Annotated in this window: 18 protein-coding genes; 6 read left to right on the top strand and 12 right to left on the bottom strand. The window is 71.1% G+C overall.

What is annotated here, in order from left to right; translation table 11 throughout:
- Positions 1-19 precede the first annotated feature (19 nt).
- From BLT19_RS04110 to BLT19_RS04100, 3 genes are read right to left on the bottom strand one after another with little or no spacing between them, the layout of a single operon-like run.
- Positions 20-505, bottom strand: a complete 486-nt coding sequence (locus tag BLT19_RS04110; protein ID WP_091486844.1) for an NUDIX domain-containing protein — start codon at positions 503-505, stop codon at positions 20-22.
- 13 nt (positions 506-518) lie between these two features.
- Positions 519-1532 carry an aldo/keto reductase family protein gene (locus tag BLT19_RS04105; protein WP_091486841.1) on the bottom strand — a complete coding sequence of 338 codons (1014 nt, stop codon included), beginning with the start codon at positions 1530-1532 and terminating at the stop codon, positions 519-521.
- A 37-nt stretch (positions 1533-1569) separates the two neighbouring features.
- Complete coding sequence (locus BLT19_RS04100) at positions 1570-2499, bottom strand: aldo/keto reductase (RefSeq protein WP_091486835.1); 930 nt, start codon at positions 2497-2499, stop codon at positions 1570-1572.
- Between the two features lie 184 nt (positions 2500-2683).
- On the opposite strand from BLT19_RS04100, the gene BLT19_RS04095 reads away from it, so the two are divergent.
- From BLT19_RS04095 to BLT19_RS04085, 3 genes are read left to right on the top strand one after another with little or no spacing between them, the layout of a single operon-like run.
- Complete coding sequence (locus BLT19_RS04095) at positions 2684-3706, top strand: 3-oxoacyl-ACP synthase III (RefSeq protein WP_091486830.1); 1023 nt, start codon at positions 2684-2686, stop codon at positions 3704-3706.
- An 8-nt stretch (positions 3707-3714) separates the two neighbouring features.
- Positions 3715-6342: an alpha/beta fold hydrolase gene (locus tag BLT19_RS04090; protein WP_091493259.1), complete on the top strand. Its 2628-nt coding sequence runs from the start codon at positions 3715-3717 to the stop codon at positions 6340-6342.
- The gene (locus BLT19_RS04085; protein WP_091486826.1) at positions 6339-7313 is read left to right on the top strand and encodes an NAD-dependent epimerase/dehydratase family protein; all 975 of its coding nucleotides are present in this window, start codon (positions 6339-6341) and stop codon (positions 7311-7313) included. Before BLT19_RS04090 ends, BLT19_RS04085 begins: the two co-directional genes overlap by 4 nt.
- On the opposite strand, the gene BLT19_RS04080 is transcribed toward BLT19_RS04085, so the two are convergent.
- Positions 7314-9266 carry an ABC1 kinase family protein gene (locus tag BLT19_RS04080; protein WP_091486821.1) on the bottom strand — a complete coding sequence of 651 codons (1953 nt, stop codon included), beginning with the start codon at positions 9264-9266 and terminating at the stop codon, positions 7314-7316.
- Between the two features lie 20 nt (positions 9267-9286).
- On the bottom strand, positions 9287-10525 hold the full coding sequence (rlmN, locus tag BLT19_RS04075) for a 23S rRNA (adenine(2503)-C(2))-methyltransferase RlmN (RefSeq protein ID WP_091493256.1): 1239 nt from the start codon (positions 10523-10525) through the stop codon (positions 9287-9289).
- 105 nt (positions 10526-10630) lie between these two features.
- Between rlmN and BLT19_RS17845 the strand changes: the two genes are divergently transcribed.
- Positions 10631-11467, top strand: coding sequence for a hypothetical protein (locus tag BLT19_RS17845; RefSeq protein WP_091486817.1), 837 nt, complete (start codon positions 10631-10633; stop codon positions 11465-11467).
- Between the two features lie 45 nt (positions 11468-11512).
- Positions 11513-12148, top strand: coding sequence for a LysE family translocator (locus BLT19_RS04065; protein WP_091486812.1), 636 nt, complete (start codon positions 11513-11515; stop codon positions 12146-12148).
- Between the two features lie 65 nt (positions 12149-12213).
- On the opposite strand, the gene BLT19_RS04060 is transcribed toward BLT19_RS04065, so the two are convergent.
- The 5 genes from BLT19_RS04060 to BLT19_RS04040 all read right to left on the bottom strand — a co-directional run bounded on the left by BLT19_RS04060 (position 12214) and on the right by BLT19_RS04040 (position 17680).
- Positions 12214-12594 (bottom strand): VOC family protein, encoded by a 381-nt coding sequence (locus BLT19_RS04060; protein ID WP_091486808.1) that lies wholly within the window; start codon positions 12592-12594, stop codon positions 12214-12216.
- Between the two features lie 224 nt (positions 12595-12818).
- Positions 12819-14420 (bottom strand): DUF4407 domain-containing protein, encoded by a 1602-nt coding sequence (locus BLT19_RS04055; RefSeq protein WP_091486805.1) that lies wholly within the window; start codon positions 14418-14420, stop codon positions 12819-12821.
- A gap of 791 nt (positions 14421-15211) precedes the next feature.
- Positions 15212-16039 (bottom strand): SDR family oxidoreductase, encoded by an 828-nt coding sequence (locus BLT19_RS04050; RefSeq protein WP_091486801.1) that lies wholly within the window; start codon positions 16037-16039, stop codon positions 15212-15214.
- Positions 16036-16815 (bottom strand): enoyl-CoA hydratase/isomerase family protein, encoded by a 780-nt coding sequence (locus tag BLT19_RS04045; protein WP_091486797.1) that lies wholly within the window; start codon positions 16813-16815, stop codon positions 16036-16038. Before BLT19_RS04045 ends, BLT19_RS04050 begins: the two co-directional genes overlap by 4 nt.
- A gap of 103 nt (positions 16816-16918) precedes the next feature.
- Entirely contained in the window at positions 16919-17680 is a 762-nt protein-coding gene (locus tag BLT19_RS04040) for an SDR family NAD(P)-dependent oxidoreductase (RefSeq protein WP_091486794.1), read from the bottom strand.
- A 108-nt stretch (positions 17681-17788) separates the two neighbouring features.
- Here BLT19_RS04040 and BLT19_RS04035 point away from each other — a divergent pair, with 108 nt between their 5' ends.
- Positions 17789-18523, top strand: a complete 735-nt coding sequence (locus BLT19_RS04035; RefSeq protein ID WP_091486790.1) for an aminoglycoside 3'-phosphotransferase — start codon at positions 17789-17791, stop codon at positions 18521-18523.
- 1 nt (position 18524) lies between these two features.
- Here BLT19_RS04035 and BLT19_RS04030 read toward each other — a convergent pair whose 3' ends face one another.
- Both BLT19_RS04030 and BLT19_RS04025 read right to left on the bottom strand, forming a co-directional pair.
- Positions 18525-19313 (bottom strand): energy-coupling factor transporter transmembrane component T family protein, encoded by a 789-nt coding sequence (locus BLT19_RS04030; RefSeq protein WP_091486786.1) that lies wholly within the window; start codon positions 19311-19313, stop codon positions 18525-18527.
- The gene (locus tag BLT19_RS04025) at positions 19310-20794 is read right to left on the bottom strand and encodes an ABC transporter ATP-binding protein (protein ID WP_172825587.1); all 1485 of its coding nucleotides are present in this window, start codon (positions 20792-20794) and stop codon (positions 19310-19312) included. The genes BLT19_RS04030 and BLT19_RS04025 overlap by 4 nt, the downstream gene beginning before the upstream one ends.

Below are 20794 nucleotides of genomic sequence, written 5' to 3'. Positions count from 1 at the left end.
GGGGACAATTGCCCATCGATCACCCGCCCGCGGCCGCCAAGTGCGTTGCCAGCGCGTCGACGGCGGGTCGCTGACCTTTCACGAGCAGCTCCTGCGCCCGACTCAGCGCCACCCATTCGGCCCGGTCGACCTCGGGGAAGGACTGCATCCGGCCGGATCGGGGCGGCCACTCCACCTCGAACGTGCCGAAGACGAGGTCGGATGCCTCGAAGCCGCCGCCATCGGCGACGAAGACGGTCACCCGCTTGCCGGACGAGTACGCGAAGGTGCCGAGCTCCGCGTACGGCGTCTCGTCGCGCGGCGCCGGGACACCGAGCTCCTCCTCGAACTCCCGATGCGCGGCATCCAGCGCTGATTCGGACTCGGGGTCGTACTCGCCCTTCGGGATCGACCATGCCCCGGCATCCTTCGATGCCCAGAACGGACCGCCCATGTGGGCGATGAGCACCTCGGGACCCTCCTCCGCCAGCCGGTAGAGGAGGATCCCGGCGCTGGTCACCGCCATGGAGCGGGCCCGATCACCAGGGGCGCGTCTTCGGCGAGACCGAGTATGTCTCTGCGCCGTCGGTCACCGCGACGCCGCCGACCGCGGCATCGATCGCGGCCATCGTGTCCGCATCCAGCGTGACGCCGGAGGCTGCGACGTTCGAGGCGATCTGCTCGGGACGCGATGCGCCCACCAGAGCCGCTGCGACGTTCGGGTTCTGCAGCACCCACGCGATCGCGAGCTGCGGCATCGTGAGCCCGGCCTGTTCTGCGACCGGCTTCAGACGCTGGACCGCCGTGAGCACGTCGTCGTCCATGAACCGCTTGATGAAGTTCGCGCCGCTCTTCTCGTCGGTGGCCCGCGAGCCCTCCGGAGCCGGCTGGCCCGGCAGGTATTTGCCGCTCAGCACGCCCTGGGCCATCGGCGACCAGACGATCTGCGAGATGCCGAGCTCCTCCGAGGCGGGGACGACCTTCTCCTCGATGACGCGCCACAGGAGCGAGTACTGCGGCTGGTTCGAGATGAGCTGGATCTTCAGCTCCTTCGCGAGTGCTGCGCCTTCGCGCAGCTGCTCTGCGGTCCATTCCGAGACGCCGATGTACAGCGCCTTGCCGGAGCGCACGACGTCGGCGAACGCCTGGAACGTCTCCTCGATCGGGGTCTCGTAGTCGTACCGGTGCGCCTGGTACAGATCGACGTGGTCGGTGCCGAGGCGCTGGAGCGAGCCGTCGATGGCCTCGAGGATGTGCTTGCGGCTGAGACCCCCGTCGTTTGGCCCCTTCGGCCCGGTCGGCCAGTACACCTTGGTGAAGATCTCCAGCGACTCGCGGCGCTGACCGGCGATCGCCTTCCCGAGGACCGTCTCGGCGGCCGTGTTGGCGTACGTGTCGGCGGTGTCGAATGTCGTGATCCCGGCGTCCAGTGCCGCGTGCACCGTCGCGATGGCGGCCGAATCATCGACCTGCGAGCCGTGGGTCACCCAGTTCCCGTAGGTGATCTCCGAGACTTTGAGACCGCTGTTGCCGAGGTAGCGATAGTTGACCATGGTTCTCCTTCGGTTGGGGAAGCGTCGGGCGGGCCGGTCAGGGCACGCGGTAGCCGGCGGTGCGGAACAGCTCATACCACTCGGGACGGGTGAGGGGGATGTCGGATCCGAGTGCGGCACCGGCGACGCGTTCCGGCGTGGTGGTGCCCAGAACCACCTGCATGTCGGCGGGGTGCCGGGTGATCCAGGCGGTCGCGATGGCGATCGGCGGCACGTCGTACTTCTCGGCCAACCGGTCGATCACCTCGTTCAGCTCCGGGTGCTCCGCCGAGCCGAGGAAGGTGCCGGTGAAGAAGCCGGACTGGAACGGCGACCACGCCTGAACGGTGATCCCGTGGATGCGGCAGTAATCCAGGATGCCGCCACCGTCGATCGTGAGCGATTGCTCCAGACCGGCCATGTTGCCCGCGACGCCCTGGGCGATGATCGGCGCATGCGTGATGGACAGCTGCAGCTGGTTGGCCACGAGGGGCTGGCTCACCGCGGTCCCCAGGAGATCGATCTGCCGCGGCGTGTGATTGGAGACGCCGAAGGCGCGTACCTTCCCGGATGCCTCGAGCTCGTCGAATGCGCGCGCCACCTCCGCGGGCTCGACGAGGGCGTCCGGGCGGTGCAGCAGCAGGATGTCGATGTAGTCGGTCCGCAGTGCGCGGAGGGACCCCTCGACGGATTCGATCAGGTGCTCGTAGGAGAAATCGAAGTAGGGTCCGTCGCCGACGATGCCGGCCTTGGTCTGGATCGTGATCCCGCCGCGTTCCGAGGCGCTCAGCTGCAGCGCCTCGGCGAACCGGGACTCGCAGACATGCAGCGCGCCGCCGTAGACGTCGGCGTGATCGAAGAAGTCGATCCCGGAATCCCGCGCGGTCCGCACCAGCGTGCGGATCTCGTCATCGCTCTTGTCGGCGATGCGCATCAGGCCCAGCACGACATTGGGGACCGGCGTTCCACCGAGGGAGATCGTCTTCATCGCGTTCCTTCCAGGGGCGTGCGGGACGCACTCATCCACCCTAGGACCGTGACCGCGCACGGGCTCCGTCGGTCGCGACATCCGAAATGCAGGTCAGCGGAAACGGCGCAACCCCGCATTTGCACAGGCTTGGTGATGTACAACCGATAGGGAGGAAGTATCGACCTCCTAATGGAGGTCCCCCGTGCCAGGTAACGCCGTCGCCCGTTTTTCCAATGTCTCGCTGCTGTCCGTCGCCAGCGTGCTGCCCAGCCGTGTCACGACATCGGAAGACATCGAGTCCCGTCTCGCCCCGTCGCTGACCCGCCTGAAGCTGCGCTCCGGCCTGCTCAGACGTGTCGCCGGCGTGTTGGAACGGCGCAATTGGGCCGAGGGCGAGTCAGCCGACGCCGCGACGATCGCGGCGGGCGAGCGAGCCCTCGCCGAAGCCGGCGTCCCGGCCTCGGAGGTGGGCCTGCTGATCAACACGTCGGTCACCCGGACGAACCTCGAACCGTCCGTTGCCGTGGCGCTGCATCACGGGCTGGGCCTGCCCAGCTCGGCCGTGAACTTCGACATCGCCAACGCCTGCCTCGGCTTCATCAACGGGATGTCGCTGGCGGCCACCATGATCGAATCCGGTCAGATCCGCTACGCGATGGTCGTGGCCGGCGAAGACGCGGACGAGATCCAGGTCAACACGATCGACCGGCTGCTGCGGTCGGACAGCGACCGCGAGGGCTTCATGAGCGAATTCGCCTCGCTCACACTCGGGTCGGGCTCGGCGGCCGCGGTCCTCGGCCGCACGGACGACCACCCCGAGGGACACCGCATCCTCGGCGGCGTGACGCGGGCGGCCACGGAGTTCCATCGCCTGTGCGTCGGCAGCGTCGACGGCATGTTCACCGACGCCAAGGCACTCCTGAAGGGCGGCCTCAACCTCGTGGTCTCGGCGTGGAAAGAGGCCAGTGGCGAGTGGGACTGGAAGTCCATGAACCGCTACATCACGCACCAGGTCTCCTCGATCCACACCGACGCGATCGTCAAGGCGGTCGACCTCGATCGCTCCTCAGTGCCCACCACGTTCCCGCACCTGGGCAACATCGGCCCGGCATCGGTCCCGATCACGCTCGACCGGGAGCAGGCGGGCCTGCGCCGCGGCGACCGTGTGCTGCTGATGGGTGTCGGGTCGGGGCTGAACACCGCCATGATGGAGCTCGCCTGGTGACCGACGCGATGATCCGGGCGCTCGCAGAGCTGCCCGGTCTCGATGCGCGCTGCAGTCGCACCCGGAGGGTTCCCGAGAGCGGGTCGGATGCGGTCCACGAATGGCATTTCCTCGACACCGCCGACGAGCTGGATCGCCTCGGCGTGAGCCCCGTCGGCACGATCCTCGCAGTGCACGGCAACCCGACCTGGTCGTACCTGTGGCGCGATGTCGTGTCGGCCTCGCTGCGGGCCGCCGAGGCGGGCGCGCCGGCCTGGCGCGTGATCGCGGTGGATCAACTCGACATGGGGTTCTCCACGCGGACCGGTTCCGCAAGGCCGCTGGCGCGCCGCGTCGCCGACCTCGACGACTTCACCAGCGCACTCGCGCTGACGGGTCCCGTCGTCACGCTCGGCCACGACTGGGGCGGAGTGATCTCGCTCGGTTGGGCGGTCGAGCACCCTGAGCTGCTGGCAGGAGTGATCGCCCTCAACACGGCAGTCCACCATCCGCAAGGCGTTCCGATCCCAGCGCCCCTGCGCGTGGCGGGTCTGCGGGGCGTCCTGGCAGCCTCGACGGTGGGCACGACCGCGTTCCTGGAGACCACGCTGGCCCTGGCCCACCCGCCGCTGCGGAGCGACGTGAAGGACGCCTACCGTGCGCCGTATCGCTCCGCCGCGCGACGCGGCGGGATCGGCGGGTTCGTCGCCGACATCCCGGTGGATGCCGGGCACCCGAGCTTCCAGGCGCTGGAGCGGATCGCCGCCGGCGTCGCGGACCTGCGCGTGCCGGCACTGCTCCTGTGGGGACCCGCGGATCCGATCTTCAGTGATCGCTACCTCGATGACCTCGTCGACCGGCTTCCGCACGCCGATGTGCACCGGTTCGAGGGCGCCGGCCATCTGATCGCCGAGGACCGGCCGTACGCGGATGCGGTCCTCAGCTGGCTGGGCGAGATCGCAGCATCCGAAGTCCGGCCCATCGTCGCACCGGCGACCGCCGGACACCCGATGTCCGGCGGGTACACCCCGCTCTGGGCGGCGCTGGATGCCCGGCGCACCGACGAGGATGTCGCGGTGCTCGACATGTCGACGCGCGGCGCGCCCGCCCGGCGCGTCACCTGGCGGCAGCTCGATGATCGCGTGCGCGGGCTCGCGGCCGGGCTCGCCGCCATCGGGGTGCGCAAGGGCCAGCGCGTGTCGGTGCTCGTGCCGCCGGGACCCACGTTGACCGCCGTGGTGTACGCGTGCCTGCGCATCGGGGCGGTGATCGTCGTCGCCGACGCCGGACTCGGCGTGCGCGGGCTCTCCCGCGCCGTCCGTGGCGCATGGCCGGACGTGGTCATCGGCGAGCTCCCCGGGCTGGCCGCCGCCCGCGCGCTGGGCTGGCCCGGCATCCGCATCTCCGTCCCCCGCCTTCCTCGAGCAGCCGCGCGGGCACTGGGCGTCACCGCCGACCTCTCCTCGATCGCCGGCGCGGGCGCCGCTGCGGCGCTCCCGATCGAGCCGGAACCCGACGACCCCGCCGCGATCCTGTTCACCTCCGGCTCGACCGGTCCGGCGAAGGGCGTCGCCTACACGCACCGTCAGCTGTCCGCGCTGCGGGACGTGCTCGCCGCCCACTTCGGCGTGACGGCTGACACGGGGCTGGTGACCGGCTTCGCCCCGTTCGCACTCCTCGGCCCGGCGCTGGGCACCCGCTCGGCCACGCCCGACATGGACGTGTCGGCTCCGCGAACGCTGACCGCGACGAGCGTCGCAGTCGCCGTCCGGGAGTCGGACGCGCAGATCGTCTTCCTCTCGCCGGCCGCGATCCTGAACGTGGTCGCGACCGCGGACGCCTTGACCGAGCAGGACCGCCGTGCCCTCGCGGGTGTCCGCACGTTCCTCTCCACCGGAGCGCCCGTCGGCGAGCCGCTCCTGGCGGCGGCGGCCGCGCTCATGCCGAACGCGGTCGCCCACACCCCGTACGGCATGACCGAGTGCCTCCTGGTCACCGACACCACCCTCGACGGCATCCGGGCGGTGGCCTCTGCCGCGGATCGCGGCGTGTGCGTCGGGATGCCGATCGGGACCAACCGCGTGCTGATCAGCGCCCTGGATGCGGACGGCCTGGCCACCGGCATCACAAGCGATTCCGCGGGCGTGCTCGGCGAGGTCGTGATCTCGGCGCCGCACCTCAAAGCGTCCTACGACCGCCTGTGGCTGACCGATCGGGGCTCGGTGCAGGGGACTCCCGACGGGCGCTGGCACCGCACGGGCGACGTCGGCCACCTCGACGCGGACGGCCGACTCTGGATCGAAGGGCGACTGCCGCATGTCCTGGTGACCGCGGACGGGCCGCTCGCACCGGTCGGGCCCGAGCAGCGGATCGAGGCGGCGGACGGAGTCCGCCGGGCGGCAGTCGTGGGCGTCGGTCCGCACCGCCTCCGGCAGGCCGTCGCCGTGGTGGAGACGATCCCAGACGCCTCCGCGCCTGGCCTCGCCTCTCCCGAGCTGACCACCGCGGTCCGCGGGCACTGCGATGTGCCGCTGGCCGCCGTGCTCGTGGTGCCGCGCCTGCCCACCGACATCCGCCACAACTCCAAGATCGATCGGACCCGGGTGTCGCGCTGGGCCGAGCGGACCCTCGCCGGCGGGCGGATGGATCGCCTGTGATCGTGCTGGCCACCGGCGCGTCCGGATACCTGGGGCGTGCGGTCGCCGCGGAGCTCGCCGCCGCCGGTCACGACGTGCGCACCCTCCAGCGGCGACCCAGCGGCGTCGAGGGCGTGCAGGACATCCTCGGCTCGGTCACCGATCCCGCGACTGTCGCGCGCGCGGTGGACGGCGCCGAGGGCATCGTGCACCTCGCGGCGAAGGTGTCGCTGGCCGGGGACCCCGCCCAGTTCCGCGCCGTCAACGTGGAGGGCACCCGGGCATTGCTCACGCAGGCGCGGCGGGCCGGAGCATCCCGATTCGTCCAGGTCTCCTCGCCCTCGGTCGCGCACGCGGGCTCCGCCCTCGCCGGGGTCGCGGCTGAACCCGCATCGCCCGCGAACGCGCGCGGGGAGTACGCGCGCACGAAGGCGGAGGCCGAGCAGCTCGCGCTCGCCGAGGACTCGATGAGGCTGCGGGTCGTCGCGGTGCGCCCGCACCTCGTGTGGGGGCCGGGCGACACGCAGCTGGTCGGTCGCATCGTGGAGCGCGCCCGCCGCGGCCGGCTGCCCCTGCTCGACGGTGGGCGGGCGCTCATCGACTCCACCTACATCGACAACGCCGCGACGGGCATCGTCGCCGCGCTCCACCGCACCGACGAGGCGCACGGCCGCGCGTTCGTGATCACCAACGGCGAGCCGCGGCCCGTCGGCGAGCTGCTGGCCGGCATCTGCATCGCCTCCGGCGTTCGTCCTCCGCGGTGGAGCGTGCCCGCCGGCGCCGCCCGTGCGGCCGGATCGGTCATCGAGCGCGCGTGGGCGCTGCGGCCGGGCCAGGATGAACCGCCGATGACGCGGTTCCTTGCCGAACAGCTCTCCACCGCGCACTGGTTCGACCAGCGCGAGACGCGACGCACCCTCGCGTGGGCGCCGAGCGTCTCGATCGACGAGGGACTGCGCCGCCTGGCCGCCCACACCGCCGCACAGCGCTGATCAGGACCGGCGGCGCAATGCCGTCCGCAGGCTCCGGAGTAGCAGGAGCAGTCCGCCCAGGCCCATGACGCTGCCGAGGAACGCGAAGGCCGGCACGTCGCCCGTGAGCATCGGACCACCATCGGCGACGCCGAGCATGATCCCGGTGACGATGAGCGTGATCCCCACCACCATCGTGGTGAGGCGGCCGAAGAGGGTCTCGACCCAGTTGCGCTCGCCGTCGCTCTCGAGGGAGCGCAGGCGAACAGACAGCGTGCCGTCGGCCAGCGACCCGGTGATCGTCTCGACGCGGCGCGGCATCCGTCTCAGCTGCTCGCCGAGGAGCGCGGACCACGTCTGGGTGCTCAGCATCGCCTGGCGCGGCGAGAGGAGGTTCAGCGCCATGCCGGGGACGACCTCGAGCGCCCGTCCCACCATGTCGTAGCCAGGATCCAGCTTGCGCAGCGTCCCCTCCAGCGAGGCCAGCGTCCGGAAGACCAGCAGCAGGGACGGCGGGATGGCGAGCCGGTTGCGCCGCAGCACGTCGACGAGGAGCCGGAAGATGTTCTCGTCGGCGCCGCTGTTGTGGATGCGGGTGAGGATGACGCCGATGTCGTGCTGCAGGGCGACGGTGTCGAAGGTCGCACCGGGCATCGGCGTGCACAGCAGCAGCACGACGTCCGTCACGGCGACATCGTCATCGTTGGACATTCCGATGAGCAGTGGGATCAGCATCCGGCGCATGCTGTGCTCGACCACTCCGACCGCGCCGAAATCGATCAGGGTCAGGGTGCCGTCCTCGCCCAGGATGACGTTGCCGGGATGCAGGTCCGCGTGGAACACCCCGCGGATGGCGATCTGATCGACGACGGCATCGAGCAGGGCGTTCGCGATCTCCGTGGCCTGCTCCGCCGGCAGCGCATCCGGCTCGAGACGACTCAACGGGATGCCTGAGGCCCGCTCCTGCACGAGCATCTGCGCCGTCGTGAGCTCGGCGTACACCCGCGGCACCCGAAGGATGGAGGGCGATTTGGCGATGGCGCCGCGCAGCATCTCGGTGTTGGCCGCCTCGATCCGGTAGTCCAGTTCTTCACGCAGCGCGCGGGCGAACTCCGTCGCCAGCGCCCGCATGCCGTACTCCTTGGCCCACCCGGTGCGCCGCTCCGCCTCGGTGGCGAGGCGATCGAGGATATCCAGGTCGGTGGTGACCTGCGCCCTGGCACGCGGGCGCTGGATCTTCACCACGACCGGATCGCCGGTGAGCAGCCGTGCGGCATGCACCTGGGCGACGGATGCTGCGGCCAGCGGCTCCGGGTCGATCTCTGCGAACACCTCGGGGATCGGACGCCGCAGCTGTGCGGTGATGGCGGCTTCGGCCTCCGGCCACGGGATCGGCGTCGAGTCCATCTGGAGGGTGGACAGCGCATCGATCAGATCGCGCGGCAGCACGTCCTCGCGGGAGGAGAGCACCTGACCGAGCTTGACGAAGGTCACGCCCGCGTCGTTCATGGCCGCCACCAGTGCGGTCGGCAGGTCGGCCGTGCCGCGCCTCCGACCCTCGTAGAAGCCGAGTCCACGGCGCGATCCGATGGCGACGATCTGCGCGTACCGCCGCGCGCGGTCGCGTCGGCGCAGCGCCTCGCGGACGACCGTGACCGGATTGGCCATGCCGTGCGAGGGCCAGAAGAACTCCAGCGTCACGATGACGACCATCGCGGCGGCGAACATCCAGCCGAGGATGATCGCGAGGAACAGGACCGCGATCGGATCGTCCACGACGATGCGGCCGCTCTCGTAGACGTCCGCCTCGGTGAGCGTCCAGATCACCAGCGGCAGGGACAGGACGAAGACGACGAGTGCCGTGACGGCGGCCCGGACCCACCCGACATCGGTGTCCAGCAGACGCCGCGCGACCCATGCGCTGGCCAGGGCGAACGCGAGCGCGACGAGCCCGACGATGATCCAGTTCGGCATGCGCCGATTCTGTCAGGTCGTCAGAGTTCGGCGGGGGTCACTGCGGCATCGGCGATGTCGGCCTCGGTGGCCACCAGCTGACCGCACGCACCGTCGATCTCCTTGCCGCGCGTGTCGCGGAGCGTGGTCGGGATGCCTGCGTCGTTCAGACGGCGCACGAACTCGTTCTGCACGCTCACCTCGGACGCCGTCCAGATCGAGCCGGGCGTCGGGTTCAGCGGGATCGGGTTGACGTGCACCCAGCCGCGGCCGCGCTCGTTGAGCTTGTCCGCAAGCAGGTCGGCGCGCCACCCGTGGTCGTTCATGTCCTTGATCAGCGCGTATTCGATCGAGACGCGTCGGCCGGTCTTGTCGAAGTACTCGCGGGCGGCATCCAGTGCCTCGTCGACCTTCCAGCGCGAGTTGACCGGGATCAGCTCGTTACGCAGGTGATCGTCCGGCGCGTGCAGCGACAGCGCGAAGGTCACCGGGATGTTCTCGTCGGCGAGCTTCTTGATCGCCGGCACGAGTCCGACCGTCGAGACGGTGATGCCGCGGGCGCTCATGCCGAGTCCGTGATCCTTATCGACCATCACACGCACGGCCTGCATCACGCGGGCGTAGTTGGCCAGCGGCTCGCCCATCCCCATGAAGACGATGTTGCTGACACGGTCGGCCGAGTGGTCGTCGCGTTTCTTCCCGCCGAGCCCGCCGTCCGCGATCAGCCGGTTGGCGCGCACGATCTGCTCGATGATCTCGCCGGCGGACATGTTGCGGGTGAGGCCGGCCTGCCCGGTCGCACAGAACGGGCAGTTCATCCCGCAGCCGGCCTGCGACGAGACGCACAGCGTGATCCGGCCGGGATAGCGCATCAGCACCGACTCCACCAGTGCGCCGTCGTGCAGCTTCCAGAGGAACTTGATGGTGTCGCCACGGTCGGTCTCGAGGCGTCGCACCTCCGTGAGCAGGGGCGGCAGCATCCCGTGCACGAACTCCTCCCGGCTCTCGGCCGGAAGGTCGGTCATGGCGGCGGGGTCGTGCGTGTAGTGCGTGAAGTAGTGCTTCTCGAGCTGATTGGCGCGGAAGCCCGGCAGACCGAGTTCTTTGACCTTGGCGATCCGCTCGTCGGGCGTCAGGTCGGCGAGGTGCAGCGGAGGCTTGCCCCGCTTGGGGCTGGCGAACTGCAGGAGCGGCCGGCCCTCGGCATCCTTCTTCTGCGACCATCCCTCGGTCTTCGGGCGCACCTGGCGGACGGGCGTGCCCTCGGGGGTGGTGATCATGTTCTCAGGGTAGAGGACCACGCCTGCGGGAGCGCTGAGCGGATTCCGCCCCAGCGCGCCCGGAAAGGAGCAGACTGGAATCGTTCCACAGGGAAGTGGACGGGGATGATGGATGCCGCAACTCGCGATGAACTGACCGAGCTGCGTCGACGTGCCTACGGTCCCGCGCCGGATATCGACGCGGACCCTGAGGCGTTGGCGCGACTGACCGAGCTGGAGGACCTCGCGCTGCCCGCGCGCCCCGAGCAGACCTCCGCCGTGCCCGAGCCGGAGGAATCGGCGCGAGCGGTGGCTGTTTCGGAGCCGGAGACGTCGCGGGTGTCGGGCGCGCCGGTCGCGGAGGTCGCGCCGGTCGCGGGAGTCACGCCGGTCGCGGAGGTCGCGCCGGTCGCGGGCAGCACGCCGGTCGCGGGCAGCCGCAGGCGGATTCCGCCCGGCAGATGGGGTATCGCCGGGGTGGTGGCGGCAGGCGTGGCGACACTGATGGTCGCCGGATTCCTCACGAGCGGCGGCGTCGCGTCGCCGCAGGCGGGATCGGCACTCGATGCGGCGGAGATCCACGTGCCGGTGATGATCATGGCCTCCACCGGCGGGTACGTGGACCTGTCCACGATCGAGTCGGCACCCGACTTCCCGATCCGCGGTGCCATGTCGTGGGCGCAGCCCCTCGGCGAGCACTACGGGTGGTCGCTGTGGATCGGCGGGGCCGATGCCGGCCGGCGCGACCAGAGCTGCCTGCTGCTGACCGACGGGGAGCGCACGCGAGGCCGCTGCGTCTCGCTGGATGCCCGCACGCAGGGCGAGTTGGTCGTCTCGCTGCCGTTCGACCGGATCGCGCCCGAGCGGCGCCCGACGGGCATGACGCCGGATCAGAGCGTCCGCTTCACATGGAGTGAGAACGGCTTCGTCACCGTCGTCGTCAGAGCACCCGAGACGCTCTGATCCCGCCCCTCGTGCGGGCCTCGCGGCGGACACTACCCTGTGTGGATGGTTCCGACGCAGAACGCACTCGCCTTCACCCTGGCGGCGTTCGTGCTCATCGTGATCCCCGGTCCGAGTGTGCTCTTCACGATCGGACGAGCGTTGGCGCTCGGCCGCACCGGAGGCCTCCTCAGCGTGCTCGGCAACGCGCTCGGGCAGCTGCCGCTGATCGCGGCCGTCGCGTTCGGCGTCGGAGCGATCGTCACCGAATCGGCCGTGCTCTTCACGATCGTGAAGGTCGCCGGATCGCTCTACCTCGTCTACCTCGGCGTGCAGGCGATCCGCCACCGCACGGAGTCGGCCCGCGTCGCCACCGCGGGGGCCCCGCGCTCGGTGTGGCGTCAGCTTCGAGAGGGCTTCCTCGTCGGCGTCACGAATCCGAAGTCGATCGCGTTCTTCGTGGCCGTGCTCCCCCAGTTCGTCGATGTGGGCGCGGGCGCGGTGCCGCTGCAGATGATGGAACTCGGGCTCATCTTCTTCGTGCTCGCGCTGGTCTCCGACGGCGTCTGGGCGCTCGCGGCCGCCGGTGCGCGCACCTGGTTCGGCCGCTCGCCGAAGCGCATCGAGACGCTCACCGCGACCGGCGGCGGACTCATGATCGGTCTGGGCGGCATCCTGCTGTTCACCGGCAGCAAGCACTGAGGAGCGGATGCCACGGCCACCGCGCCGCGTCGGCTCCATCTCAGCGCCGTGCCGGCACGATCTCCTCAGCCGCTAGAGGCCTCCGGCGGCTGGGCGGCGAGGTTCACGAGGTTGCCGTCGGCATCGCGCGCCTGCGCCACCCGCTCGCCCCACGGCATGTCGGCGGGCGACTGAATGCCTCTGCCACCCGCGGCCGTGAACGCGGCGTACGCCGCATCGACGTCGTCCACGTAGAACCAGAGCGCGATGCGGTCACCGGTCGACGGGGCATCCGGCACCCGTCCGATGCCCAGCGACTCGCCGCCGAAGGCGAGCGACACGTAGTCGTCGACCTCGCCGCTAGCGAACCGGTACTGCACGGTCGCGCCGAGCGCGTCCTCGTAGAAGCGCACCAGTCGTGGCAGGTCGCGCGAGTTGAGGATGGGGAACAGCGTCCGAACGCCCATGCCGCCACGATACGACGCCGGGCGCGTCACCGAAACCGGGGTATCGCGCCGAGGCCGGGTTGCGCGCGCCCCGGTCTCGGCGTGATGCACCGGTTTCGGCGTGATCCCCCGGCTTCGGTGGGGTCCCCCGGTCTCGGCGTGATCCCCCGGTCTCGGCGTGATCCCCCGGTCTCGGCGTGATCCCCCGGTCTCGGTGGGGTCCCCCGGTCTCGGCGTGCGTGAGCTCAGCCGCGAACGATCGCCGCGCGTTCTCGCCAGGTGCTGGCGGTGACCCGGTCCAGGGCCACCTGACGTTTCATCGCGTCCGCCTTCTCGTACAGTGACGGGTCCCCGTAGCTGGTCAGCACCTTCACGAGCACCGGCAGGAGCTCGATCATGAAGAACAGCAGCGCGATGAGCCAGTGCGCCCACGCGAGAGCGGGCTCGCGCTGGGCAAGCCGCTCCATGGCGCTCATCTGCGACAGGAGCCCCATCGCCTCGGCGTTCCCGCCTGCCACGGTCGCGGCGCGCGAATCGTATGCGGCCAGCGCGGCGTCGTACTGGGCGCGGGCGGCAGGCAGCTGGTCGGCAGCGAGCTGCTTGTTCTGCTCAGCCGACACGGCCGCGGCATCCGTCCCCGCCTCGTTGGCGGCGGTGAGGGTCGCCGTCGCCTGCTGCAGCTGGGTCGCCAGCGCGTCGTAGGAGCTCTGCGCCTGCGTCAGCTGAGCCTCTGCGGCACTCGAGCTGGTGCCGTCGCCCTGCACGCCGGTGCAGCCGGGCACGGTTCCCGCCCCTTCGCCGGTGAGCTCGCACTGGTACAGCGCGCGGGCGGAATCGATCACGGACTGCTGCGCGGCCAGCTGCGCGGTGAGCTGATCGACGGTCTGCTGGGCGGCGAGCGTCTCGGCGGACGTCGACGACGTCCCCTCCACGATTCCCGTCGCCGCCTGGTTCTCGAGGGTCGCGACGCGTGCGCTCGCGGCGTCGAGGGCCTGCTTCTCGGGACCGGTGGTCACGGCATCCTGATCCGCCTGCGCCTGCACCACGTTCGTGGAGTTGACCTCGCGCGCGATGTCGTTCTGGAAGGCCTGCAGCACGAGCGGCTCGGCGACCACGATGCCGATCAGGGCGGCCATGATCACACGCGGGATCGCGAGGCCGATCAGCCTCCACACGTTGCGCGTCGAGCGCATCGTCGAGGTCAGGAACCGGTCGAGGTTGAAGATGATCAGCGCCCAGACGAGCGCGAGGGGCACTGCGAGCCAGATGGAGATCCGCACGCCGGTGATCAGGGCGAAGAGCATCGACAGCGCCGAGACCAGGGCGGTGCCGGCCAGCACGAAGAACATCTGCACGAAGCGGGAGGTCTCCTCTGGCACCTCCTCGAGGACCTCGGCGTCGGCGCCACCGTGGACGGCGAGGCGGGTCGCGATCGGGAGTCTCCGGCGCGAGCGCCCGGTGCCGCGCTTCGATCGGGACGGCGGGGCGGGCACGGATGCTGCGGGCTCCGGTTCGGCGGATGCTGCAGGCTCCGGCTCGGCCGGGGTCACGGGCTCCGGCTCGGCCGGGGTCACGGGCGTCGATGGCTCCAGCTCCGGACTCGGTTCTGGCTCCGGCTGGAGCGCGGGCGCCTCGTCCGCTTCAGGATCCGGCTCGGCCAGCGTTTCCGCCGCGCGGAGAGGCGCAGCGACGGTCGCACGGTCTGGCTCCGGTGATGCGGGAGCGGGATCAGCGGCGCGTGCGGCCACGACATCACTGAGGTACTGGGGCTCGTCCTGGTCCGCGACTTCGAACTCGATACGGCCGTTCGAGCCCATGCGGCCGGGTCGGTGAGCGGAGAAAGACATCCCATAAGTCAAGCCGACGCGCCTGGGTAACCCATGAACGAGTGCCCAGTGCCCGTTATGCGTCGCGCCACCCGGGCCGACTGTGCCGCTGTCCGCCGCCCCGCCGACCGCCCGACCGCTCAGTGCCGAAACCCCGGCACTACGCCGAAACCGGGGCATTCCGCCGAAACCCGGTGACGCGCGCCCCGGTCTCGGCGGAAACCCCGGGTTCGGCGACATCGGAGCCGCCGGGACGGCGGTGCGCTGGCCGTAACCCCCGGTCTCGCGCAAACCCCGGGTTCGGCAACTTCGGCGCGCGCCTCAATCCTGCTTTCCGCCGCCCACCAACCCCACCGCCGACCGATCACCGCCGAAACCGGGGCATTCCGCCCAAACCGGGTGACGCGCGCCCCGGTCTCGGCGGAAACCCCGGGTTCGGCGACATCGGAGCCGCCGGGACGGCGGTGCGCTGGCCGTAACCCCCGGTCTCGCGCAAACCCCGGGTTCGGCAACTTCGGCGCGCGCCTCAATCCTGCTTTCCGCCGCCCATCAACCCCACCGCCGACCGATCACCGCCGAAACCGGGGCATTCCGCCCAAACCGGGTGACGCGCGCCCCGGTCTCGGCGGAAACCCCGGGTTCGGCGACATCGGAGCCGCCGGGACGGCGGTGCGCTGGCCGTAACCCCCGGTCTCGGCGGAAACCCCGGGTTCGGCGACATCGGGCCTGCACGGCGCCGCGCCGCGATCCCCGGGCCCGCACGGCGTCGCGCCGCGATCCCCGGGTCCGCGCCGCGCGGACCCGCGCCGCGCCTACAGGAAGATGTCCGGGAAGAGCCGGCTGTCCGGCGTGCCGGGGACCGCCGCGTAGCGGGCGAAGTCTGTCACTCCGGCATCCGTCAGCACGTCCTCGACGATCAGCGTCTGCCCCGTCAGCTCCTTCGCGGGCCGGATCAGCACCTCGTACGCGGCATCGGCGTAGATGTCCGGCGTCCGGCTGGCGGCCATCACCAGATCGCCGCCGAGCAGGTTCTGCACCGCCGCGGTCGCGATCGTCGTCCGCGGCCACAGCGTGTTCGCGGCGATCCCGTCGGCGGCGAACTCGGCGGCGAGGCCGAGGGTCACCATCGTCATGCCGTACTTGGCGAGCGTGTACCCGGTGTGCGCGCCGAGCCACTTCGGATCGATGTTCAGGGGCGGCGACAGCGAGAGGATGTGCGGGTTGGCGGCATCCCGCAGAATCGGCACCGCGGCGCGCGACAGCAGAAACGTGCCGCGCACGTTGACGTCCTGCATCAGGTCGTACTTCTTCGCGGCGAGGTCCAGCGAGCGCGACAGGTCGATCACGCTGGCGTTGTTGATCACGATGTCGATGCCGCCGAACTCGCCCTGGGTCTTCAGCACCGCCTCGGTGATGTCGTCGTCGTTGCGCACGTCGCCGACGATCGGCAGCGCGTTGCCACCGGCCGCGCGGATCTGCTCGGCGGCGGAGTGCACGGTGCCCTCGAGCTTCGGGTGCGGGGTGTCGGTCTTGGCCAGCAGCGCGATGTTCGCTCCGTCGGCCGCCGCGCGCAGCGCGATCGCGAGGCCGATGCCACGGCTGCCGCCGGACATCAGGATGGTCTTGCCGGCGAGGCTCACTTGGCTGCCTTTCGAGCGGATGCCGCGGCGAACGCCGCGACGCGGGTCTGGGCCTCGGGAGTGGCCAACGCGGCGCCGATCGTGCGGGCCTCGTCGCCGAGCTGGTCCACGACGCTCACCTCGGGCGCCGCGCGGACGAGCCGCTTGGCCTGCCCGTAGGCGGCAGCCGCCCCGGAGAGCCAGAAGCGTGCCACCGCCTCGGCGCGCGCGCGGACCTGGTCCGGTGCGACTGCCTCTGCCACAAGTCCCCACTCGACCGCCTCGGCGGCGCTCAGGAGCCGGTCCTGCAGCACAAGCTGCAGCGCGCGGCGCTGGCCGATCGCGCGGCCGAGGTGGGCCGTCACCGACAGGTCGGGGGTCAGGCCCATGTTCGCGTAGAGGCTGCCGATGCGGGAGTCCTCGCCGACCACCGCGTAGTCGGACGCGAGGAGGATCCCCAGGCCTCCGCCGGCGGTCGTGCCCTGTGCGGCGGCCACGACCGGTGTGGAGGATTCGACGAGCGACAGGATGCCGCGGTTGATCACACCGGCCAGCTCGGCGATGCTGTCTGCCGAGAAGCCGCCGGCCGCCATCGAGAGCACGTCGCCACCGGCGCAGAAGGACGGGCCCTCCGCATCGATCAGGATCGCGCCGACGTCGTCCCGCGAGACAGCTTCGGCCGTGATGCGCTCCCACGCCCGCGAGGTCGCCTCGTCGAACGCATTGAGCCGGGTCGGACGGTTCAGCGTGATGCGGGCGAGCCCGTCATCGACGGAGAACAGGATGGGTTCGGTCATGGGTGCTCCCTGTGTGTGCGGGGGTGTTTCGGGGAATCGGGGGTCATCTCGACGAACGGGGGGTCATCTCGCGGAACGACGGGTCATCTCGACGAACGGCGGGTCATCTCGGCGCCATGCGGATGCTGCCGTCCAGACGGATCGTCTCGCCGTTCAGGTATCCGTTGTCGATGATCGCCATCACGAGGCGCGCGTACTCGTCCGGCCGGCCGAGCCGCGCGGGGAAGGGCACCTGCTGGCCGAGTGAGTCCTGCGCCGCCTGCGGCAGACCCATGAGCATCGGCGTCTCCATGATCCCGGGGGCGATCGTGAGCACCCGGATGCCGTAACGGGCCAACTCGCGCGCGATCGGCAGCGTCATCGCGTGCACGCCGCCCTTGCTCGCCGAGTATGCCGGCTGGCCGATCTGCCCGTCGAACGCGGCCACGCTGGCCGTATTGACGATGACGCCGCGATCCGCATCGTCGCCCGGTTCGGTGCGTGCCATGACGGCGGATGCCTGACCGATGACGTTGTACGTGCCCACGAGGTTGATGCTGATGACCCGCTCGAAATCGGCGAGCGACGATGGGCTGCCGTCGCGATCGAGCACTTTGGCGGGCGGGGCGATCCCGGCGCAGTTCACGACGACCCGCAGCGGACCGGCGGCGGCCGCGATCTCGACCGCTGCGGCGACCTGCTCCACGCTGGTCACATCGGCGGCGGCGAACGATCCGCCGAGTTCCGCGGCGAGCTCGGCTCCGACGGAGGAGGCCAGGTCCACGATCGTGACTCGAGCCCCGGCCGCAGCGAGGCGGCGCGCGGTGGCGAGTCCCAGTCCGCTCGCACCGCCGGTGACGAGGGCTGATGCACCCGTGATGTCCATTCGCTCTCCTTCGAACTCGTGCAACCGCATCCCAGCTTACGTGGGACCCAGTTCCACGCCAGTGCGAGCCGCTCGCACGGGACAGCGTATCCGTGAAGGATGAACGTCATGTCGATCCCGCTCGAGCCCATCGCCGTGCCGGCGCGCGTCCAGGTGCTGGCCGCGGGCGCCGCGCTCACGCCGGTGTGGCGCAACAACCTCGGCGGCCTCACGTTCCGGGCTTGCGGCGCGGGCGGCGACCGGTACATCAAGTGGGCGCCGCGTGGCGACGAGAGCTCGCTGGCCGATGAGGTCACCCGGCTGCGCTGGGCAGGCCCCTTCCTGCGCGTCCCCGAGGTGATCGAGTACGGCGGCGACGACACCCATGAATGGCTGGTGACGGCGGCGCTGCCCGGCCAGAGTGCGGTGGCGCCGCACTGGGTCGCCGATGCTGCGACCGCCGTCCGCGCGGTCGGCGAGGGTCTGCGTGCGATGCACGACCGCCTGCCGGTTCTGGACTGTCCGTTCGAGTGGAGCGTGGCCTCGCGCATCGAGAATGCGGCGGACCGCGGCATCCGAGTCCCCGACACACTTCGCGAGCCGCCGCCGATCGATCGCCTCGTCGTCTGTCATGGCGATGCCTGCTGCCCCAACACGCTGATCGGCGACGACGGACGCTGGCTCGCGCACGTCGACCTGGGGCAGCTGGGAACGGGCGATCGCTGGGCCGATATCGCCGTGGCGTCGATGTCGACGGAGTGGAACTACGGACCCGGCTGGGAAGACGCGCTCATCGAGGCGTACGGAGTGGAGCCCGATCGCCCGCGCCTGGCCTACTACCGCGAACTGTGGAACGCGACCTGACTCATCCCGGCCCCAGGATGAAGTTCCAGGTGCCGACGACCACGGCCGCGCAGACCGCGGCGGCCGAGATCGCCGCGCCGATCGCCATCAGCGTCCATTCGCGCCATCCGAACCGCGACACCCGAGCCCAGGTTCGGCGTACGGGCGCGCCGAACCCGCGCGCCTCCATCGCCGTCGCCAGCTTCGATCCGCGCCGGATGGAGAGCACAAGCAGCGCGAAGGCCATCCCCAGGAAGCGGCGGATGCGACCACGGTCGGCGACTCCTCGCGCGCGGCGCGCGAGCTCGAGTGCCCGCCAGTCGTCCAGGAACAGCCCCACCATCCGCAACCCGGCGAGCGCGCCCAGCACGAACCGCGCGGGCAGGTGCAGCACCTGGGCCAGCCCATCGGCGAGGTCGGTCGGATCCACCGTCACGAACAGCACCACCGACGGCAGCGCGATCGCCAGCACCCGCAGCAGGGTCGCAAGCGCCAGCTCGAGCGAACCCTCGCTGATGCGCACCAGGAACCAGTCGACGTACACCGTGCCGGAGGCCTCGCCGTAGAGGGCGATCGTGAGCGCGGTCAGCGGCGCGGCGAGCCACACCGGCCAGGTGCGCAGCCAGAACTCCCGCCAGCCGAGGCCCGCGAACGGCAGCAGCAGGAGCTCGAGGACGAGTGCGACGGCGGCCGAGACGACATCGAGCGTGAAGATGAGCGGCAGGGCGATCAGCGCGCTCGCACCGAGCTTGGCGACGGGGTTGATCCGCGCGATGACTCCGGTGCGCGCCCGGGAATCCAGCAGGGTCATGCGGATGCCTCGGCCCGCGGCATCCGGAACTCCTCAGCGCCCAGCGCGCACACGACCTCGGCGTCGTGCGTGATCGTGACGATCGACGAGCCCGCGTCGCGGAGGCCGGCCAGCAGCGCGATGAGCTCGGCCCAGGTGCGGGCGTCCTGACCGAACGTCGGCTCATCCAGGACCAGGACGCGGGGTCGCGTCGCGAGCGCCGCCGCCACCGTGAGCCTGCGCTTCTCGCCGCCGGACAGCGTGTACGGGTTGGCGCGCGCGAGCGGCTCGAGCCGCAGTCGCACGAGCAGGTCCTCCACTCGTCGGGCGGTCTCGTCGGGATCCAGCCCCAGGGCGCGGGGGCCCACCTCGAGTTCGTCGCGGACCGTGGTGGTCAGCAGCTGATGCTCGGGATCCTGGAACACCGTGCCGATGCGGGTGAGCAGCGCGCGCGACGGCCAGCGGATGGGCGCATCGCCGATGCCGTCCGCGAGCGCGTCCGTCGCCGCGAGCGTGCCGGACTCGGGTGGCAGGAGCCCCGCGATCGTGAGCCCCAGCGTGGACTTCCCGGCTCCGTTCGGACCGGTGATCGCCAGCGCCGAACCTGCGCGGACCTCGAGCGCGAGTCCGCCCGCCACGGGGTGTCTCGCGATCCGGGCCACGCTGAGTTCGCGAGCGGCGAGCAGCGCTTCCCCCGGTTCGTGTGCCGGCGGTGGCGGCAGGGCGGGAGGGATGCCGGGCACCCAGACCCCTCGCTGAGCCAGCGCCGCCCCTTCACGACCGAGCACGTCGTCGGGCCTCCCGTCGGCGATGACGACGCCGTCACCCAGCACGATCACGCGCGTCACGATCGGAAGCCACACCTCCACCCGGTGTTCGATCACCACCAGCGTCGCAGGGTGCTCGTCCAGCGTGCGCCGCACGGCTGCACGCACACCCGCGACACCGTCGGGGTCGAGGTTGGCGGTGGGCTCGTCCAGCAGCAGAAGCCCCGGACGCATCGCGATCGCTCCGGCCAGCGCGAGCCGCTGCTTCTGCCCGCCGGACAGCGCCTTGGTCGCCCGGTCGAGGGGGACATCGAGGCCGACCGCGTCCAGCGCGGCGTCGACGCGATGCCAGATCTCGTCGCGGGGGACGCCGATGTTCTCGCAGCCGAAGGCCACATCGTCGCCGACGCGGGCGAGGATCACCTGGGAGTCGGGATCCTGCAGCACCAGACCCGAGCGACCGCGGCCGGCGGCGGCGGGTTCGCCGTCGACGAGCAGCTCGCCGACCTGCTCGCCCTCCTCGCCCCCGCCGAGCACGCCCGCCAGGCCGTGCAACAGCGTGGACTTGCCGGACCCCGATGCGCCCAGCAGCAGCACGCGCTCCCCCGGTTCGATGCGGAACGAGGCATTCGTCACCGCCCATGCGTGCCGGCTCGCGTGCCGCCAGCCCCACCCGCGTGCCTCGACGCTCGCCGGACGGACCGCACGCGCTGACGAGGACGCGGCAGGCGTCAT

Origin of the sequence: Microbacterium pygmaeum (assembly GCF_900100885.1) — a bacterium.
Taxonomy (GTDB): Bacteria; Actinomycetota; Actinomycetes; order Actinomycetales; family Microbacteriaceae; genus Microbacterium; species Microbacterium pygmaeum.
The sequence above is the reverse complement of the archived record's forward strand: the minus strand, read 5'-3'. Positions and strand labels throughout refer to the sequence as shown.